Below are 17,715 nucleotides of genomic sequence, written 5' to 3' on the forward strand. Positions count from 1 at the left end.
CTATCTGAGGGTTTTACATGTATCGTACAGGGTACAGAGCTTTTTGGCATCTAGCACTTCAAATGTGGTGCTTGTGTAGGCGATAATCCCCTCTTTTTTGAGCTTTTTGAGGTTGCGCGAAAAGGTTTCAGGGGCCATGTTAAGAATGCTTGCGATTTTGTATTTTTTGATTTTGGTAAAGAGTTCACTGTTTTCGTGAATGAGTTGGGCGATTTTTTGCATGGACGTTTGGGGGACACGGTTGTTCATCAATGCCTTCACTTTTTTAACCAACTGCATAATGAGCTGAATAGCCACGTCAGGGTCGCACAAAAAATGTTTGGCAAACTCTTCGTACTCGACCATGAGAATCGTGGAGTCCGTGTCACACTCGGCGGTGGTTTGGTAGGGCGTGCGCTGTAAGGATGCGGCCTCTCCGATGAGGGCTTGGGTGTAGTAGTAGTCTAAAATGGTGATGGTGTTTTTGGTATCATAACGGTAGAGTTTGACCAAGCCTTCGAGTAAAAAGTACAAATACCCTGGCTCTTCTCCTTCGTAAAACAGAATATTGCCCTCTTTAAACTGCTTGATGGTGCTGATTTGGTGAAGCTTCTTGAGTTGCTCTTTGCTGAGTGAACTAAAGAGGCAAATGTTTTCAAGAGAGTGGTACATGTAAGGTTCCTTAGCTGGGGCAAAGGGCGTAAAACTCCTCGGGAAACGCGTGGATGTAGCTCACCGCCATGTCTGCCACTGCGGGCGCAAAAACACAGATTGTTTTTCCATTCATGGTCATGCTAATCTCCAAAAGCAAGTCAATGTCGCTGCGTTTTCCTCGGCCGTTAAGCACTTTTGCCAAAATGCGATCCATCCAACCTGTGCCCTCGCGACAGGGCGTGCACTGGCCACAGGATTCATGGTGGTAGAATTCTAGCAGATTTTTCATCGCTTTGGGGATGCTCACGGTCTCGTCCATGATAATCATACCCCCTGTACCAAGGGTAGAGTTGCTACATTTTAAGGATTCATAATCTAGCGTCACATTAGGAATGTGTTGGCCTTTTAAAATGGAACACGATGAGCCTCCAGGAACAATGGCTTTGAGGGCTTTTCCCTCTTTCACGCCCCCGCCAATTTCGTCCAAAAACCACTGCATAGAGGTGCCAAAAGCCAGTTCGTAGATGCCAGGGTTTGTGACGTGACCGCTAAGGCCAAAGAGCATGGTGCCTGGACTTTGGGGGGTGCCAAAAGCGCGGTACGCCTCAAAGCCGTGTTCGATGATGTAGGGAACAGAAGCGATGGTTTCGACGTTATTGACGACCGCTGGGTGTCCAAAAAGCCACTCGGGTTCTTTGGTGTGGGGTTTGAGTCTTGGGTGCCCACGCTTGCCTTCTAAAGACTCAAGCAGGGCAGTTTTTTCGCCACAAATGTACGCTCCTGCGCCTCTGTGCAAGGTGATGTCTAGCCTTTTTCCAAGCAAGCCAGCCCCATACGCCTCTTTGAGCGCTGTTTCAAAGCGTGCCGCCCAAAAGTGGTATTCACCCCGAATGTACACATACGCGTGCTTTACATGTAAAGCGTACGCACTCGCGATCATGCCCTCAATCAGCAAGTGGGGGTCGTATTCCAAGATTTGGCGGTCTTTAAAGGTGCCTGGTTCACTCTCATCGGCGTTGACGACGAGGTAGCGTGGTTTGTCATCAAGGGGTGGCATAAGGAGCCACTTTTCACCCGTGGGAGAACCCCCGCCCCCTTTGCCCCGCAGACCGCTTTTAACCACCTCTTCTGTGACCGCTTCAGGGGTCAGGGAAAAGAGTCTGGGCAAAGAACCGTAGCGTCCATTGGCTTTTGCTATGTCTAGGGTGTGTGCACCGGGGATGGAAAACAAGCGGCTAATAAGTGAACATCTCATGAACGAAGCTCCTCTAGTAAAGCGCTCAGGGTGGCTTCACTGACGCTTTCGTAGTAGGTGGTGTCGATGCACACGCAAGGTGCCCCACCACACGCCCCTAAACACTCTACCTGGGTGAGGGTGAAGCGTCCATCGGGTGTGGTTTGACCGCAGGTGATGCCCAGTGTTTTTTCAAGGTAGGCAAGGATGCTCTCACTCCCTCCAAGCATGCAGGAAAGCGTTTTGCACACTTGAATATGGTGCGTGCCAATGGGCTTAAAATGAAACATGGTGTAAAAAGAAGCCACACTGTACACTTCCGTGGGGGTGATGGAGAGTTTTTGGGCGAGGTATTCCATGGCTTCGGAGGAAACCCACCCTTCTTGTTCTTGCACCATCCACAAAACAGGTAGCATTAACGCCCGAAGGGAAGGGTAGCGGGTGCGCAGGTGTTCAAATTTGGTCTCATTTTCTGGGGTAAGGGAAAAACTCATCGGTCTAATTCTCCTGCGACAATATTTAGACTCCCCAATGCCAACACCGCATCGGCGATCATCCCGCCTTCGATGAGGTGGGGCAAGGCCGCCATGGCGGGAAAACAAGGCGGGCGTACTTTGACTTTTCGAGGGGTGCCACTTCCATCGCTGTGGATAAAAAATCCCAACTCTCCGTTGGCTCCTTCGATAGCGCGGTAGTACTCTTTGGGCGGTACATGTACGCCCTCATACACGAGCTTGAAATGGTTCATGACCCCTTCGATGGTGGTGTACACCTCTTGTTTTGAAGGCAAGGTCACGGAGCGCACATCCGCACACACGGGCCCACCAGGAAGCTGTTTAAGGGCTTGGCGGATGATAGAGGCACTTTGGGCAATTTCTTCAAAACGCACCATGGTGCGGTCATACACATCCCCTACGCTCCCTACTGGAATCTCAAAATCAAAACGCTCATATACCGAATAGGGTGCCACGGAACGCAGGTCGTACGCCACGCCACATGCGCGCAAATTCGGCCCTGTGAGGCCGTAATTTAACGCATCTTTGGCAGAGATAACCCCTATGTTTTGGGTGCGGTCGTGAAAGATGCGGTTGTGGGTGATAAGTCCTAGGGTGTCAGAAACACCTGCTTCGATTTCTCTCAAACACGCTTCCACATCCGCTTCAAACCCCTCGTACGTATCATGGGCCATGCCGCCGATGCGCATGAACGAGTTGGTGAGTCTGGCACCTGTAAGTTTGGAAAAGAGGGTGTAGACTTTTTCGCGCGGGTTGTATAGGTACCAGTAATTCGTCAGCGCGCCCATGTCCACAAGACCCGCGGCGAGGCAAACGAGGTGGTCGATGATACGGCTAAGTTCCCCTAAGATGACCCGCAAATACTCTCCCCGTTCGGGCAAGGTGAGCCCCAGCATGCCTTCTACCGTGTGCGCAAAAGCGATGTTATTTAAGATGGCGGAACAGTAATTAAGGCGGTCGGTGTAGGGGATGATTTGATTATAGGTGTGGTTTTCACAGGATTTTTCAAACCCACGGTGCAAATAGCCAATCTCACACACCGCCGCGCGGATAGTTTCGCCGTGCAAAGCCACAAGGGTGCGGATGGTTCCGTGGGTGGCAGGGTGCGCGGGCCCGAGGTTTAAAAAGTTAAACTCTTTAAATGAAGGGAGTTTATGGTGCGCTAAACGCAGGTGCATTTGGTCCATCAAATCATCGGTCGTTTCACACCACTGCCCTTGGGTGATGGGATAATCCTTGCGCAAAGGATGGCCCTTAAATTGGTGGTGGTTGAGGATGCGTCTGAGGTTGGGGTGGCCTTCAAAGGCAACGCCGTACTGGTCCCACACTTCCCGTTCTGCCCAATTGGCGCTGTGGTAAAGGTGGCACAAGCTTGGTACGCGCTCTTGCACCCACAGTTTTAGGGTGATGGGTTCAGGGGTGGTGAGGTTGCGAAAAAGATAAATGAGGGCGAAGCGTTTGGGAGTGTCGGGAAGTCCTAGGTAGTCTATGGCGGTGATGTCCAGCAAGAGTTCGTAACCTAAGGTTTCTTTTAAGTGCGTTGCAATCTCCACAAGGGAAGCGTGTTCAACTTCATAGGCCCCGTTGGTGTCTTTGGGTAAAGAGGCGAGTTCAACCATCAAGGCGTCCTTTAAAGGTGCGATTTACGCGGTCTTTGAGGATGGATTCTTGGGATTTTTGCAGGGCTTGGATACGCATGAGGCCGTCTAAAAAGGCTTCAGGACGGGGCGGACACCCTGCGACGTAGACGTCCACAGGAATCACTGCGTCGATGCCTTGAAGGGTAGTGTAGTTGTCGTAAAACCCGCCACTGCACGCGCACGCGCCCATACTGATGACCCATTTTGGCTCAGGCATTTGGTCGTAGATGCGCTTTAAGATGGGGGCTTGTTTGTAAGTGATGGTGCCCGCGACGACCATCAAATCCGCTTGGCGTGGGGAAAAGCGGACAACTTCGGCTCCAAAACGGGAGAGGTCATACTGGCTTGACGCTGCGCTCATAAACTCGATAGCGCAACAGGCGGTCCCAAAAACATAAGGCCACATGGAAGACTCTCTTGCCCAGTTAATGGCCGTGTCTAGGCGCGTGGTGATGACGCTGTCTCCAAAGATGGCTTCTGCCCCTACTGCCACGATAGAGCCTTTTTCCAGTACACGTACACCAAGCCCACCAATAGCATCCCGATAAAGGCAAACATTTCAAAAAGTCCAGAGGTGCCAAGGGTGCGCAAATTCACGGCCCATGGGAACATAAACGTCACCTCAATGGCGAAAATAACATACAAAATAGCCACGAGGTAAAACCGCACGCCAACAGGCGCATTGGGCTTGCCACAGGGTGCCGTAACACCGCTTTCGTAGGTGAGGTTTTTAGCTTGGTTACCCGTGGAGCGCGGGCCGAGCTTTTGGGTGGCAAGAAAGAGGGCAGGAAACAACAGGACAAGGAAGAAAAGGGAAAGAGAAGCAAGAAGCAGTTCTGGGGACATGCAAATTCTTTTTTGTGTGATTTTGTGAAATCATGGTATCACAGGGTACTTAAAGGGGATGTAAAACAGAAAGATTGATTATCGGGTTTTAGAAAATGTCATTATGCTTTTCAAAGGGTTACATGTAAAGGTCAAAAAGACCTATTTTCCCCTACAAAAACCAACTATAAGTGAATTTTTTCTATAATATCACCTTTTATGCCAAAGGCTCTTGTGTGACACGTTTTGCAGGAGCTGTTAAATCCCAAAACCATAAGGAATGTCGGTGTTTAGAGTATTGTTGATTAGTAGTATTGTGTGGGCACATCTTTGGGCGATTCCTTTAGTGGAAACCTATCGTACGCAAGGGGTTGCTGCCCTTGAAAAGCAAGCAGAAGAAGTGTTGCAAAGCCGTGCGTATTGGGATGCTTTTATTGGCGAAAAAGATGTTTCGCTAGGGTATTATGAGCGTGAGCCTATGTTGGTGTTGGTGGATAAAACGGCCGACACACTCAAGGTTTTTGAGTTTGAAAAAGGCAATCCTGTGTTGCAAATGCAGCATCCTGTTATCACCGGCATCGGGGGAGACAAGCAGCGCGAGGGTGACTTGAAAACCCCCGTAGGCGTGTATGAAGTGGTGCGCCGTTTTGTGCCAAGCGACCCTTTTTACGGGCAGATTGCTTTTGCCCTTTCTTATCCTAACATCATGGATAAGCGCATGGGAAAAGACGGTTATGGGATTTGGATTCACGGTCATCCCCTCAACAGTGCCCAGCGGTACGACCAAAACACGCGCGGCTGTGTGGTTATGACTAATGATTTGTTGGATATTTTTGACGCCAAAGTGCAAGAGAAAAAAACCCTCACATTGATTTCAGAAGCGGGCGAGCCTAAAGTTGAGAAAGAAACCATCGTAGCATTGTTGACGCAGGTGTTTGAGTGGCGCAATGCCTGGAAATACAGCGATGTAAACCGCTATATGACTTTTTACCATGAAGATTTTAGGCGGTTTGACGGGATGCGCTTGGAAGAGTTTACCCGCATGAAACGCACGATTTTTTCACGCAACGAAGACAAAATGATTTTGTTTAATGATTTGGCTGTTGTCCCTTATCCTAACGAAGAAGGACGCCCATTGTTTCGTGTTTCTTACCATCAAACTTACGAAACAAAAAACTACCAACATCGGGGCAACAAAGAAATTTACGTGGATTTTTCAAACAATCAAATGAAAATACTAGTCGAACGCTAAGGAGAAACTGTGGAAGATAAAGAAAGTGTAAGAGAAGAGCTAAAAAAATTCGCACAGGTACGTACAGCCTTTTTGGACCATTTGGACGCTACCTTGCCTAAAGACCCCAGCGGCCTAGGATTTGATTTCTCACAAGCGCCGACTTTGGATGCCAAGGCGGTTTACGAACACTTTTACAAGCTAGATTATCAAGCGCGAAAATGTGCCGCTATACTGATTCGGACGTATGACTTAAGCCCGAGCTAATGGCGCGCATTACCCTCAATTTTCACCATTACCGCCACAATTTAGAGCTTTTGGCTAGTAAATGTGGTGACATGAAAAAGCTCATGGTGGTGTTAAAAAACAATGCCTACGGGCACGGTATTAGTCAGATGGCGCCTCTTGCGGCAGCGGTAGGTGTGCGGTATGCGGCAGTAAAAGATTGCGCGGAGGGATTGAAGATCGAAGGATTGTTTGAGCGCGTATTGGTGCTTTCTGATCTCCCAAATTCCTCCGCATGCGGCGCATTGGCCTTTGCGATTCACTCCATGGAAAGCCTCGAAGCGGTTCCTTCTGGCACGGTGGTGCACCTAAACATTGATACAGGCATGCATCGCAATGGGATTTTTCCCTCTGAGCTTACGCGTGCCTTTGAGGTTATTGTACGGCACAATTTGGTGCTTGAGGGTGTGTTTACCCATTTTCACAGTGCTGATGTGTTGGGAAGTGATTACTTTGTGCAACGTGCACGCTTTGATGCCCTTAAAGACAACGTGCGTACTCTCGCAACACGACTTGGGTTGCCACTCCCGCTGTTTCATGCATGCAATTCGGCGGGATTATTGCGCCATAATGGCGCTTTTGATGACGATGTGGCGCGGGTGGGCATTTCAAGCTACGGCTACACGGACATGCCAAAATTGTTGGGTGCGTTTGATTTAAAGCCCGTGTTAGCACTGTGGGCAAAACGCATGAGTACGCGCACCTTGCACAAAGGCCAAAAAGTAGGGTACGCGGGCATGTTTGAAGTGCCGCACACTATGGTTACTTCGACTTATGATGTGGGGTATGGGGACGGACTGTTTCGCTTTGATGGCACTAAAGAGGTGTTGCTTCAAGAGGGTCAGCCTCTGCTTGGTCGGGTCTCCATGGACAGCTTTAGTAGTGAGGGAGAAGCGGATGAAGTGTGTGTGTTTTCCGATGCCTTATCCATGGCGCAGGCGGCCAACACCATTACTTATGAGGTGCTTACGCGTCTTTCTCCGTGGCTATCGCGTGTCGTGATTGGTCGAGACGAGTAGCTTTATTTCGGTTTTATCTCCCCCTTCTTTGTGCGCTTTTTCAAGAGCACTCTCTGCGCGTCTTCGGAAGCTTTCAATGGTGTCTTCTGGAGACATAAATGTCGTAATGCCAAAACTGCATGTAATTTTTCCCACCCCTTCAAAACGTTTTTTAGAGATAAGAAGGGCGAGTTTTTGCGAGAGAGCATTGGCGGATTGAAAGGGAATATCAGGTAAAACAATCGCAAAAATATTTTCATCCCACACGCCAAAAACATCCGTGTTGCGCAAACTTGCTTTAATGAGAGCTACCAACTCTTTTTGAATTTCCAACGCTTTTTTCTGGGAAAGCATGCCTTGAAGGTTGGCGAAGTGGTCGATTCCAAATAGCAAGAGGGAGAGGTCAGTTTTGTGACGCTGGTTGCGTTTCATTTCATAAAGAATAATTTGACGCAATTTAAAGTTGGTAAAAATATTAAAACGCGGGTCTTCGTCAAGTTGTTGGTCAACTTGTTGCTCACTGGCTCTTAAAATCGCCTCTTTTTTCTGAGCAACACTGAGGGCAAAGGCAATATTTTGAGCCAAAAACTTCAATGCCTCACTCTCCTTAAGAGAAGGGGTTGTGCCTTTTTGAAACACAGCACTTAGTATTCCTGAGGGTTTAAGTAAGTGTTCGGCTTTGAGTAAAGCAAAGTGTACGGCGTGGCCACTAGGATGTAGCAGTAGAGTGTGCGACACTTCTTTTTTTTCATGAAAATTGAGCACCTCTTTTTCCAAGGGAGAATGGGGCGCTTGGTCTAAGAGCATGAGGGTTTGCGCTATGGGGTGTGTCTCGTTGAGTTGATAGAGTCGCTTGAGTGATTCAGACTGATACTGCATGATGACTAATTGTTCTAGTTTTAGGGCTTTGGCGACCATTTGCAAGCTTTTTTCAAGCCTTACATGTAAAGGTGCAGGGGAAAAAATAATCCCAACGATAGCCTCATGCAAACTAGCCTCTTTTTGAGGAGTAATTACTTCTTCTTGGTCTTTAGAAAGAAGGAAAAAAGCAATGCCCCCCAAAAAAACCAAAAGGCCAACCACCACCGCTCTTGCTCCAAGGTTTTCTCCAAGGGCAACAGAAAAAGGCATATTGGCATGAAAGAGGCTAATATCTACGACCAAATAAAGAACAATTGCTGCCAAAGTGGCAAAAATAACCGTACTTTTTGGATGCATTAATGTCATCTTTGGTGTTTGAGCTGTTCAAGGCGTGCGATGCGCTCTTGGGTGGAGGGATGGGTGGCAAACAAAGCGCCGAAGTCGATTTTTTTGCCCGCAAAGGGATTGATGATAAACATATGGGCACTTTGGGGTGTGGCCTCTTTGAGGGTGGTGCGACGGTTGTAGTTTTCCAGTTTGCTTAGTGCGCTTTGGAGCCATTCAGGATGGCCTGTTAGGCGTGCGGCTCCTGCGTCGGCAAGGTATTCGCGGTTGCGACTGATGGCCATTTGAATGACACTTGCGGCAATGGGCAACAAGATAGCCATCAAAAACATGAGCGCGGGGTGCACATTGCGGTTGCCACTGCGCCCAAACATGGCACTAAATTGCATCATGTTGGCCAAGATGGCAATGGCACCCGCCACGGTGGCTGCAACGGTGCCAATGAGGATGTCGTAATGGCGTACGTGGCTAAGTTCGTGCGCAAGCACGGCTTCGATTTCATTCTCATCGAGCAAATTTAGTAGCCCCTCGGTGACCGCCACTGCCGCATTGCTTGGATTGCGTCCTGTGGCAAAAGCGTTAGGGGTGGCGTCTTTGATGATGTAGACTTTTGGCATGGGCGTGTTGGAGCGTTCGCACAAGCGGCGTACAATGCGAAAAAGCCCGCTGGCTTGATGTTCGGTTACTTCAACGGCTTTAAAGTGGCGCAAGACGAGCTTGTCGGAGTAAAAGTAGCTAAAAAAATTCATCACCGTGGCAAAAATGAGTGCAAGCAACATGCCTTGTTGGCCACCAAAAAGACCGCCAATGACCACAAGAAGCAGGGTAAGCCCTATCATTAGTAGGGCGGTTTTTACGATTTCCATGTCACGATTCCTTCGGGCAAAATAGCCGCATCAACCCGCTTAAGGGCCGCAAGGGCAATGCCCTCTTCGCTGTCAATCATGAGGGCAATTTTGGCATCAAACAAATAGTGTTCGGCTAGCTCTTGAAGCTCTGGCACTAGATGGGAGGAGGCGATGAGTAAATGCGCCCCCGCGCCATTGCCAATAATAGCTTCAGTTGCAGCGCTTACATGTAAAGCAAAAGAGATGCGATTTTCCTGGCAATGCCAAATCAAATCGGGTGAATATTCAAACAAAACCGTGCTTCCTGCAGGAGTTAGCACAATTTCATCAGCAGTCTCAATGGGGTACAAGGGCTCAAAAGGAACCAAACGGTGACCGATTAAAAGCATGGAGTCTCCTTAAACGTTAGCACATTCGCGAGAGCAAAAAAACTGCCCTTCTTTAATGATGGCATCTTTGTCACTCACAAAGGTAGAGCACTTGGCGCATTCTAACATGGTTTCCCCTTGAAGCTTTTTAGGTTTTTTGGGTTTACGCAAAGGGGCTTCGCCGTTGGTGCGGGCCATTTTAAAAAAGAAAAAATAGATGAGAAACAAGACGGCAACAAGGCCTAAAATTTTTAAAATCACAACAAATCCTTTACAAGAACATAGCGCCGTTGGTTGCGCTCAAAAAGTGTGTAATTTGAAAAGCCTTCAAGCTCTTCGTTAGCCCGCGAACCTTTATACAAAAGGGCACAGGTGGTGGGGATGATAAATGCCTTAGCAAGAGTGAGCAAAGCCTTGGTGTTGGTCACTGCACGTGAGCAAATGAGTTCACAAGGAAAGGGCTGGGTTGCTTCGATGCGTTCGGTTTTTACTACTACATTCGCAAGCCCAAGCTCACTTTTAACCAAGTGCAAAAAGGCACTTTTTTTGGCGATAGGTTCAAATAAATGCATCTCCATTGCAGGTAAAGCAAGGGCTAAAGGGATGCCTGGAAACCCCGCTCCGCTGCCAATGTCGATGCAGCGCTTGGGCCATGTTTCCATAAACAACAACGGATAGAGGCTATCAAGGATATTTTCCCTCACAGCGTGGGTGGTTTTGGCGCCTGAGATATTGTGTGTTTTGTTGTATGTCAAAAGTAAGGCACTGTACGCTTCTACTTTTGAGACAAAATCCGCAGGCAACGGATACGCGTTTAACGGGTCTAACCACTCCATTCACCACTCCCTTGTTACAAAATCGCACCATTATAACAAAAGGAGGTTTAGGCTTTTCTGCGAGGCAAGAAGAGGAAAATTAGCGGACTCTTGAGGCTTACATGTAAAGGACTCCTTGCGGCAGTAAAATTCGCAAGAAGTCAAAAGTACCAGGGATTACATGTAAACTAAAACACCCATCCTCCTTGCACGAAAAAACGCGTGCGATAGTTGTCTTCACTCTCCACTTTTTTGCTATCAATACGGCTGGCTAAATGGGTGTGCAAGAAAAAATCTCTGTAGGAGACATAATAACTCACACCCGCGTTTTGCAAGGTTTTGGCCTCAAAGCCCACGGTGTTGTCGCTCATGTAAGTTCTTCCAATGCCATAAAAAACCCCAACTTGATGGGAGATACCTTTGAGCATGGGAAGGGAGTAGCGCAATTCCGTGGTGTAGACATAGCCATTTTCGGCACTTAATTCCCCATCAGGGTAAGCCCTCACGCCCCCGTTTCCGCCAACGCTAAAATCTTCGCTACCGTCGAGATTTTTATTGCTAAGGGCGTATTGGGCGCGCAAGGTATTGTTCCACATCCAAAGAGGAGAAAGCAAGAGGCTTTGAGAGAGTTCTAGATTGAGTTTTTGATAGCTTCCTTGGGTGTTTGCTGTGTCTTGGGCGGCGTCTTTGTAGTCTAAATCCCCCGCGGTAAACGAAAAGCTAGCATTGTAATTGGCCTCTTTGCTTAAAAAGAGGGTTGATTTGTCGTAGCGCAAGCCAAAAGAGCCTGTGGTGGCAGATTTTTTAGTAATTGTATCAGTGGAGCGAATTTTATCCTCTATTTTTTTGGCAGACAAGTTGGCAAAGAGAGAGAGATTTTCTTTGCGGCTTCGGATAAGTGGATGAGAAATTTCAAAAGTAACACCCTCGGAAAGCCCAACTGCATCAAGTGGCTTGTAAATATCTCCTAGGCTATAGGTAGTGCGCGAATAAGAGAGCTCTCCTCTTGTGCCACTAAAATACAAAGGAAACCCGTAAGCAATGCGAGCATTGTCCAGATTGGTGTCGTCACTAATGAGGCCGTTGAGTGAGAGTTTGTCGCCCCATCCAAAAGGTGAATTGATAGAAAAGCCGCCCATCAGTCGGTTTTCGCCCGTGTAGGGTGAGCCGTGGTTGTCGGCTAGGATGTAGCCATTGTAGCGACTGCTTGGGCTTGCAGTGATGACAAAGTCGCTAGTGCCTATGTGCTTACCTGGTTTTACATCGGCTTGCGTAATGGTAGCGCCTGGGGTGTCGTTAATCAAAAGCATGGCGCGCTCTAGGGTGTCTGTGGAGATGGAGTCTTTTCCTTTGATGTCATCCATCATGCCTTGGATGAGTGTGTCATTTACTAAAGAGTTGTTGGTGATGTAAAACTCTCCATAGCGCCCTTCGATGATGGCTATTTCTACCTTATTTTCTTCGATAACTTGCGTTGGTATATAAGCACGCGCTACAAAGTAGCCTTTTGCTCGGTAGCGTCTAGTAATCAAAGAGGTTATTTCTTCAAGCTGGGAAAGACTCAAGGTTTTGCCTGCATAAGACACAACAAGGGATTCAAGCTCTGATGAGGGGATGGTGGTGTTTCCTGAAAATACAAAAGTATTGATAAGGGCTGATGGTTCTGAGGCTTTTACCTTGGGTGCTTCTGGGGCGACAGGTTGCTGGACTGGTGGCTTGGAAACACGTTCTGGTGTTTTGGCTATGGGAATGGTTGCAAAAGGAAATGTGTCTGATGGGTGGATGCGATTTGGATTTTTTTCGTGCGTTTGGTGGTCTTTGGTATCAATGGTATAGGTGACAATACCATCATCGGTGATATTGTCTTTAAATAGATACGCCCTTGCGTTTTTAAAACCACGACTTCGGTAATAAGCAATGATGGTGTCAGCAACGCCCAAGAGTTCTTTAGTGGAGAGGGTACGTCCCTCGTGGATAGAAACTTGTGTGTGAAGCTCCTTTGCAGTAATGGCTTCGTTGCCTTCAAAGGCGAAAGCCTTAACCAGCACACCTGGATAAAAGGCTTTTTCTAAAACGGATTGAGGCATAGTGGATGTAACGCGTTTTGGGTCATTGGCTAAGGTTTCGTGGTTTCGAGCGCGAATAGCTAGGGTAATTGTTCCCTTGTGTATGGCATCACTAAAGGCGTAGGCTTTGGCTTTTTTAAAGCCCTTGGATTGGTAAAAAACTGTTGCGGCTTCTTCGGCTGCGGCGATAATAACAGGGGTAAGCGGTTGCCCCACAAAAGAAGCTAAAGCCTCTTGCAAAGAAGCGTCATCCACCGAATCATTGCCTACAAAAGCAAAGCCTTGGATGGTTGGGGTAGATGTGGCTTTTAGAGAGCTAGGGCCAACGGGGCCAACGGCCGATTCTACTGTAGAAGGTTTTGTCTCTTCTAAAATTTCGGGCAAAGTGACCACAGGCACATCATCGGAGCGTTTTGGCTCAACGATTTTGGGCGGCTCTACTTGGCGTAAAATATCTCCCGTAGAGGGCGGTGTTTGAGCCAAAAGCATGCTCGCAGCTATAAGGGAAAAAGGGACGATTCTTTCCCAATTGTTCTTTACATGTAAAGCCATATTAGAGCCTTTCTTCTATATAAAATTCTTGGTCAATACCTTCTGGCAAGAGAATGCCACCATTGACAAGCTCTATGAGTGAATCTTGCGCTACAAGCACTCGGGTTTCCATGGCCGGAGTAGCTCCTGTACCATCTTGAGTATCTGTCTCATTGGTTGGTTGGGCGGGTTGTTGCATGGCTTGAAGCTGGGCTTGAGTGACGCGCGCAACAGGTTTTGCTTCATCGGGTTTTGACACAAGGGTCACCCGTGTTCCCTCAGAAAAACCCATGCTGGAAAGTGGTGTCATGGCGTTTGTGACGATTATCTCCCCTCTTTGAAGTGGAGTTTGTATTGGCGTGTTTGGTGAAAAATTGGAAAACCCTGTGGATTCTGGAGCTTGGTTTGGGTGCTCAGGAGTTGGCTGTAGACGCGGCAGAGTGGGGGGCGTTGTTGCGGCAGTGTTTATTATGGCCGTGACAATGGCTTGTGTCGGATTGCTTGGCGTGGGCGTGGGTGTAGGTGCGACCGGAGGAGCTGTTGGGATGGAGCCCGAAGATTCACCTACTTGGGTAACGGTTTCATTTAAGAAAGAGACGGGCGCAGCCGCGTAGTACCATGTAACCATGCCGCCTTGCCCACTTGGCAAGTTGCCCAGACTCAAGAAGATACCATAGGAACCATCCTCTTGAGTTGGAGTGGAGATGCGTGAGGTAAGGGGGTTTTGATTAATAACATTGGTAAAAGAGCAACAGGATTGGATAACGGTGTTGGTGCCAAGAGTAGTAGAATAAAACAGTACCGCTGCTCCGTTACCGCTTTCAAAAGTGTCTTCTGAAACAATGATGGCTTTGGCTTCTTGAGTCTGTTCAGTAATGGCTTCAAACCCCTCTGCGCCGATATTTCCTTTGATTTTATAATTGGAGTCCCTTGGCCCCACATAATCATCTCGTGTCCCAATCCACAAGCGCATGTTGCTCAAATCTGCCTCTGTAGTGTTAACAACTGAGGTGTCTGCTTTCATAAAGTAGGTATTGGGGTTTAGGGTGTAGGTGTTGGTTGTTTGAATGGTGCCGTAGTTGGGTGTAGCCACGTCCATGGTGACTGAAACAGTACCTGTTTTTTCAAAATACTTCGCAATGTTGATGGAGAGATTGGAAACAACCGAGGAAAGAGGGGTGTAGCCGTGGGTTGAGAGAATGTCCCCATTGATATTATAAGCATTGGCGCCATCCCCGCCAACTCCAATGGCGTAGTCTAGGGGGTAGCTTGAATAAGTAAGCTTAAACCACCCGTCTCTGCCCGCAGTCACGTTGTCATAATAAAAAGGCTGCAACAGCGCACCCATGCTGTCAATAGAGGCTTGGGTTCCTGTGCCAAAGCGTAAGTTGCCATTGTCAAGAACAAGGTTAGTCAGTGTGCCATCGCTTCCTTTTTTCCATGTAAAAGCTGTGGCAGTAGGGATGGTGACATCTACGCCCTCAGTCACTGTGTACCGACTGCTTCCGCCGCTCGAGGTTGCTTGGCCATAATACAGTGCCAATGCTCCTGAGCCTGTGGCATGCATGTGGGCATTAATGGCAATGTCATTGCCCGCACTGAGGGTGAGTTGGTTGGCATTCCATGCTAAGGCTTGGTTAATGTAGATGTTATTGTCTGCTAAAAGCGTCAGGCCGCCCGTGCCATTAAGGTAGTTTTGGATGGCGCTAGCAGCAATGCTAGAACCCGCTACATCCGCTCCACCCGCGGATTCTACGACGATATTTTCAGGATCAATGAGCCAGTGGGCTGCTTTAATGGAAGAGGCTGAGGTGATGGCAAGGGTTTTGCCGCTGGTTTCCACAAACTGGGCTTCTAGGCTTCCAGAAACAGAGGTGGCGCCTCCGTGGGCAAACAAGACTATCTTTCCGCCCATCTCTTGCATCGTATTTGCTTGCACGACTCCAGAATTGTTGACTACGCCCTTTAGGAGTTCGTCTACGGAATTGGTTGTCAGATACACCTCCCCGCCATCGGCTATGATGGCCCCTTTGTTTTCTACGAGCGCATTAAGGGTGCCTTTTGTTACGGTAAGATTTACCAAAGAGTTGCCATTGAGGTTTAGAGCAAACGCCTCCCCGCCTTTTACATGTACATCTCCCAGAGTCGCTCTAATGATGCCCTTGTTGATAACTTCTTTTCCAAAAAGCGCTACGTATGCACCATCATTTACATGTAAAGCGCCTAGGTTGATGATACCTTGGGATGAGTTCCCGCCAAAAGTGTAATTTCCCGCTTGAAATGCTTCATCACTGATGTTTTTCGTGGTCGCTAAAAGTCCAGCGGTGTTAATGGCTGCATTTTTTCCAAAAAGTACGCCGTTGGCATTGAGTAGCCACACTTGACCATTGGCGTTTAGCGCTCCATCAATGATGCTCCTTTCGTTCCCAACTACTCGGTTTAGAGTTATGGCACTGGCATTGGGTTGCTTGAAGTTTACTGTTTCGTTTGCACCGATGCTAAAGTTTTGCCAATTAATAGAGCTCTTTTGCGTACTTTGGTTGATGGTAGTAACTGAGCCTGTGCTGGAGATGGTTGCACTTCCACTTGTCACCACGCCACCACTAGGGGCTGCGTAAGCTATCAAGGATGAACTCAAAAAAGCACCCACTACATGGGAAACTTTTCCGCCTTTTAGGATACGAAAACGGGATTTAAAATCAGGGGTAAAAGGGCGCATGGTTTTCTCCTAGGATTTACTGGCACTATTATGACAAGCCAATATCACAATGATGTCACAAATCTTCAAAAACACACAAAAATTTCCACATCGGTCAAAAAATCATATTTTTTGACCGATGGAGGCAGGATGTATTTAACACTCTTTTCATTTTTGTCTTGCTATGATGGTTGACACTTTAATGTGGGACGCGACTATGCGATTTATCCTTTTTTTGCTCTTTTTTGGCGGTGTGGCTTTTGGCACAGCGCTTTCGCAGGACGAGAGGGCTTATCTGGTCAAAAGAGCTCCCATTACTCTGTGCGTTGACCCCGACTGGGAACCGTTTGAGATGCTTGACGAGTCGGGTGTTTATACGGGCATTGGGGCGGATTTGATAGCTTTGGTGCAAGAGCGCTTGGGCATAAAATTGCACATTGTTCCGACCCGCACATGGGAAGAAAGCATTGCATTTTCCAAACAAGGCAAATGTGATGTTTTGAGTTTTCTCAATCAAACAAGCGAACGCGAAGCATGGTTGTCGTTTACAAAGCCACTTTTTTCTGACCCCAATGTTCTTATTGGCCGCATTGAACAAGGCTACATCGACGACATTTCCAAAATTTCTGCTTCGGTGGCGCTCATTAAGGAGACGTCCATCTACGAATGGTTCTCCTCCTCCTTTCCAAACCTCACTGTTGTTCCTGTGGCGTCTGAGGCTGAGGCATTTAGGCTCATAGAAGAGCGCAAGGCAGATTTAACACTCCGCTCCATGATAGTCGCTGCGCACACCATCAAAAAACAGGGGCTTTTTAACCTCAAAATCGTCGGTCAACCCAAGGGCTTTGAAAACCATTTGCGCATGGGGGTGCGCAAAGATGAGCCGATTTTAAGAGCCATTTTGGACAAGGCTATTGCCACAATCACCCAAGAAGAGCGGCAAGCCATTGTCAACCGCCATGTGCAGATTATTGTTGAGCGCGTAACCTACTTGAGTGCTGGTCTTTGGGTGGTGTTGGGGCTTTTAGCGGTGACACTCCTTGTCTTTTTATGGAATTGGCTTTTGCAGAAAAAAATCAATAAAGCCGTTGCTAAAAACCTTGCGCAGCAAGAGTTGCTCTTTCAAAAAAACCGTCAAGCTGAATTGGTCGACGTAGTGGCAAATATTTCGCATCAGTGGCGCGACAGCCTTTCGCACATTAGTTCATTAAACCTTCTCCTTAAAACCAAACTTATGTTAGACAAAGAGATTAAAAGCGAGGAGTTGGTTTTACATGTACAGGCAATGGAGAATTCTGTTGATTTTATGGCCGATACCATGCGCAATTTTTTGGATTTTTATAAAAATACCAAAGAGATAGTCTTGTTTGATGCCAAAGACTCCATTGAAGCAACGCTGGCGATTATTGATACGAGACTCAAGGAGGCTAAAGCGGTTGTCGTCCTCACGCAGGAGAGTCCGGTGGTATTGGAGGGCGTACGCAATGATTGGATGCATGTGTGGCTTAATTGCATCACCAATAGCCTTTGCGCTGGAGCTAAGCGGGACATCCAATCGCCGACTTTAGAGATTCATATCGCGCCAGAGGGTGTTAGTATTCGTGATAATTGCGGTGGGTTTGATGCTGTGGTATTGGCGCAAATTGCCGACCAAACCCAAGAGGGATTGGGGTTAAAAATGTCTGGGCGGTTGGTTGAAAAGTACGGTTGGAAAATGCGCTTGTCTAATGAAAACTGGGGTGCTTTGGTGGTATTTTCCAGACTGTGACGCATTTGTGATATACGCGCGATAAAATGTGTCAGACGAAACCCCAAAGGAGAC

General features: G+C 47.9%; 17 protein-coding genes. 4 read left to right on the forward strand and 13 right to left on the reverse strand.

Going from position 1 to position 17,715, the window contains the following annotated elements:
• The 6 genes from JWV37_RS01915 to JWV37_RS01940 are packed head-to-tail and all read right to left on the reverse strand — an operon-like array spanning position 1 to position 4,868.
• Positions 1 to 651 (reverse strand): Crp/Fnr family transcriptional regulator, encoded by a 651-nt coding sequence (locus JWV37_RS01915; protein ID WP_205457959.1) that lies wholly within the window; start codon positions 649 to 651, stop codon positions 1 to 3.
• Between the two features lie 10 nt (positions 652 to 661).
• On the reverse strand, positions 662 to 1,888 hold the full coding sequence (nuoF, locus tag JWV37_RS01920) for an NADH-quinone oxidoreductase subunit NuoF (RefSeq protein WP_205457960.1): 1,227 nt from the start codon (positions 1,886 to 1,888) through the stop codon (positions 662 to 664).
• Positions 1,885 to 2,361 carry an NADH-quinone oxidoreductase subunit NuoE gene (gene nuoE / locus JWV37_RS01925; RefSeq protein ID WP_205457961.1) on the reverse strand — a complete coding sequence of 159 codons (477 nt, stop codon included), beginning with the start codon at positions 2,359 to 2,361 and terminating at the stop codon, positions 1,885 to 1,887. The genes nuoF and nuoE overlap by 4 nt, the downstream gene beginning before the upstream one ends.
• Positions 2,358 to 4,001 (reverse strand): NADH-quinone oxidoreductase subunit D, encoded by a 1,644-nt coding sequence (locus JWV37_RS01930; protein ID WP_205457962.1) that lies wholly within the window; start codon positions 3,999 to 4,001, stop codon positions 2,358 to 2,360. The genes nuoE and JWV37_RS01930 overlap by 4 nt, the downstream gene beginning before the upstream one ends.
• Entirely contained in the window at positions 3,994 to 4,515 is a 522-nt protein-coding gene (locus tag JWV37_RS01935) for an NADH-quinone oxidoreductase subunit B (RefSeq protein ID WP_205457963.1), read from the reverse strand. Before JWV37_RS01935 ends, JWV37_RS01930 begins: the two co-directional genes overlap by 8 nt.
• Positions 4,506 to 4,868: an NADH-quinone oxidoreductase subunit A gene (locus JWV37_RS01940; protein ID WP_205457964.1), complete on the reverse strand. Its 363-nt coding sequence runs from the start codon at positions 4,866 to 4,868 to the stop codon at positions 4,506 to 4,508. Before JWV37_RS01940 ends, JWV37_RS01935 begins: the two co-directional genes overlap by 10 nt.
• Before the next feature lie 265 nt (positions 4,869 to 5,133).
• Between JWV37_RS01940 and JWV37_RS01945 the strand changes: the two genes are divergently transcribed.
• Genes JWV37_RS01945 through JWV37_RS01955 form a run of 3 tightly spaced genes read left to right on the forward strand, consistent with a single transcriptional unit; the run spans position 5,134 to position 7,382 of the window.
• Positions 5,134 to 6,099 carry a L,D-transpeptidase family protein gene (locus tag JWV37_RS01945; protein WP_205457965.1) on the forward strand — a complete coding sequence of 322 codons (966 nt, stop codon included), beginning with the start codon at positions 5,134 to 5,136 and terminating at the stop codon, positions 6,097 to 6,099.
• Between the two features lie 9 nt (positions 6,100 to 6,108).
• Positions 6,109 to 6,345: a hypothetical protein gene (locus tag JWV37_RS01950; RefSeq protein WP_205457966.1), complete on the forward strand. Its 237-nt coding sequence runs from the start codon at positions 6,109 to 6,111 to the stop codon at positions 6,343 to 6,345.
• A complete protein-coding gene (locus JWV37_RS01955; RefSeq protein ID WP_205457967.1) occupies positions 6,345 to 7,382 on the forward strand; it encodes an alanine racemase in 1,038 nt (345 codons plus the stop codon). Before JWV37_RS01950 ends, JWV37_RS01955 begins: the two co-directional genes overlap by 1 nt.
• On the opposite strand, the gene JWV37_RS01960 is transcribed toward JWV37_RS01955, so the two are convergent.
• The 7 genes from JWV37_RS01960 to JWV37_RS01990 form a co-directional block, all read right to left on the reverse strand.
• Positions 7,350 to 8,579, reverse strand: a complete 1,230-nt coding sequence (locus JWV37_RS01960; protein WP_205457968.1) for a GGDEF domain-containing protein — start codon at positions 8,577 to 8,579, stop codon at positions 7,350 to 7,352. The two genes, JWV37_RS01955 and JWV37_RS01960, sit on opposite strands and share 33 nt — an antisense overlap.
• A 5-nt stretch (positions 8,580 to 8,584) precedes the next feature.
• On the reverse strand, positions 8,585 to 9,433 hold the full coding sequence (htpX, locus tag JWV37_RS01965) for a zinc metalloprotease HtpX (protein ID WP_205457969.1): 849 nt from the start codon (positions 9,431 to 9,433) through the stop codon (positions 8,585 to 8,587).
• Positions 9,421 to 9,804 (reverse strand): hypothetical protein, encoded by a 384-nt coding sequence (locus JWV37_RS01970; protein ID WP_205457970.1) that lies wholly within the window; start codon positions 9,802 to 9,804, stop codon positions 9,421 to 9,423. The genes htpX and JWV37_RS01970 overlap by 13 nt, the downstream gene beginning before the upstream one ends.
• Positions 9,805 to 9,813: 9 nt before the next feature.
• Positions 9,814 to 10,044 carry a PP0621 family protein gene (locus JWV37_RS01975; protein WP_205457971.1) on the reverse strand — a complete coding sequence of 77 codons (231 nt, stop codon included), beginning with the start codon at positions 10,042 to 10,044 and terminating at the stop codon, positions 9,814 to 9,816.
• The gene (gene rsmG, locus JWV37_RS01980; RefSeq protein ID WP_205457972.1) at positions 10,041 to 10,619 is read right to left on the reverse strand and encodes a 16S rRNA (guanine(527)-N(7))-methyltransferase RsmG; all 579 of its coding nucleotides are present in this window, start codon (positions 10,617 to 10,619) and stop codon (positions 10,041 to 10,043) included. Before rsmG ends, JWV37_RS01975 begins: the two co-directional genes overlap by 4 nt.
• A gap of 167 nt (positions 10,620 to 10,786) precedes the next feature.
• Complete coding sequence (locus JWV37_RS01985) at positions 10,787 to 13,216, reverse strand: POTRA domain-containing protein (RefSeq protein ID WP_205457973.1); 2,430 nt, start codon at positions 13,214 to 13,216, stop codon at positions 10,787 to 10,789.
• A gap of 1 nt (position 13,217) precedes the next feature.
• Entirely contained in the window at positions 13,218 to 15,914 is a 2,697-nt protein-coding gene (locus JWV37_RS01990) for a two-partner secretion domain-containing protein (protein ID WP_205457974.1), read from the reverse strand.
• 196 nt (positions 15,915 to 16,110) lie between these two features.
• Here JWV37_RS01990 and JWV37_RS01995 point away from each other — a divergent pair, with 196 nt between their 5' ends.
• Complete coding sequence (locus tag JWV37_RS01995) at positions 16,111 to 17,661, forward strand: transporter substrate-binding domain-containing protein (RefSeq protein WP_205457975.1); 1,551 nt, start codon at positions 16,111 to 16,113, stop codon at positions 17,659 to 17,661.
• Positions 17,662 to 17,715: the final 54 nt, after the last annotated feature.

The sequence above is a fragment of the Sulfurospirillum tamanense genome (assembly GCF_016937535.1).
In the GTDB taxonomy this organism is placed as follows: Bacteria; Campylobacterota; Campylobacteria; order Campylobacterales; family Campylobacteraceae; genus Sulfurospirillum_B; species Sulfurospirillum_B tamanense.

Coding starts and splice junctions, on each gene's coding strand:
- nuoF (WP_205457960.1), bottom strand. CDS start 1,888: ATGAGATGTTCACTTATTAGCCGCTTGTTTTCCATCCCCGGTGCACAC.
- JWV37_RS01990 (WP_205457974.1), bottom strand. CDS start 15,914: ATGCGCCCTTTTACCCCTGATTTTAAATCCCGTTTTCGTATCCTAAAA.
- htpX (WP_205457969.1), bottom strand. CDS start 9,433: ATGGAAATCGTAAAAACCGCCCTACTAATGATAGGGCTTACCCTGCTT.
- JWV37_RS01985 (WP_205457973.1), bottom strand. CDS start 13,216: ATGGCTTTACATGTAAAGAACAATTGGGAAAGAATCGTCCCTTTTTCC.
- JWV37_RS01970 (WP_205457970.1), bottom strand. CDS start 9,804: ATGCTTTTAATCGGTCACCGTTTGGTTCCTTTTGAGCCCTTGTACCCC.
- JWV37_RS01940 (WP_205457964.1), bottom strand. CDS start 4,868: ATGTCCCCAGAACTGCTTCTTGCTTCTCTTTCCCTTTTCTTCCTTGTC.
- JWV37_RS01915 (WP_205457959.1), bottom strand. CDS start 651: ATGTACCACTCTCTTGAAAACATTTGCCTCTTTAGTTCACTCAGCAAA.
- JWV37_RS01955 (WP_205457967.1), top strand. CDS start 6,345: ATGGCGCGCATTACCCTCAATTTTCACCATTACCGCCACAATTTAGAG.
- JWV37_RS01960 (WP_205457968.1), bottom strand. CDS start 8,579: ATGCATCCAAAAAGTACGGTTATTTTTGCCACTTTGGCAGCAATTGTT.
- JWV37_RS01995 (WP_205457975.1), top strand. CDS start 16,111: ATGCGATTTATCCTTTTTTTGCTCTTTTTTGGCGGTGTGGCTTTTGGC.
- rsmG (WP_205457972.1), bottom strand. CDS start 10,619: ATGGAGTGGTTAGACCCGTTAAACGCGTATCCGTTGCCTGCGGATTTT.
- nuoE (WP_205457961.1), bottom strand. CDS start 2,361: ATGAGTTTTTCCCTTACCCCAGAAAATGAGACCAAATTTGAACACCTG.
- JWV37_RS01930 (WP_205457962.1), bottom strand. CDS start 4,001: ATGGTTGAACTCGCCTCTTTACCCAAAGACACCAACGGGGCCTATGAA.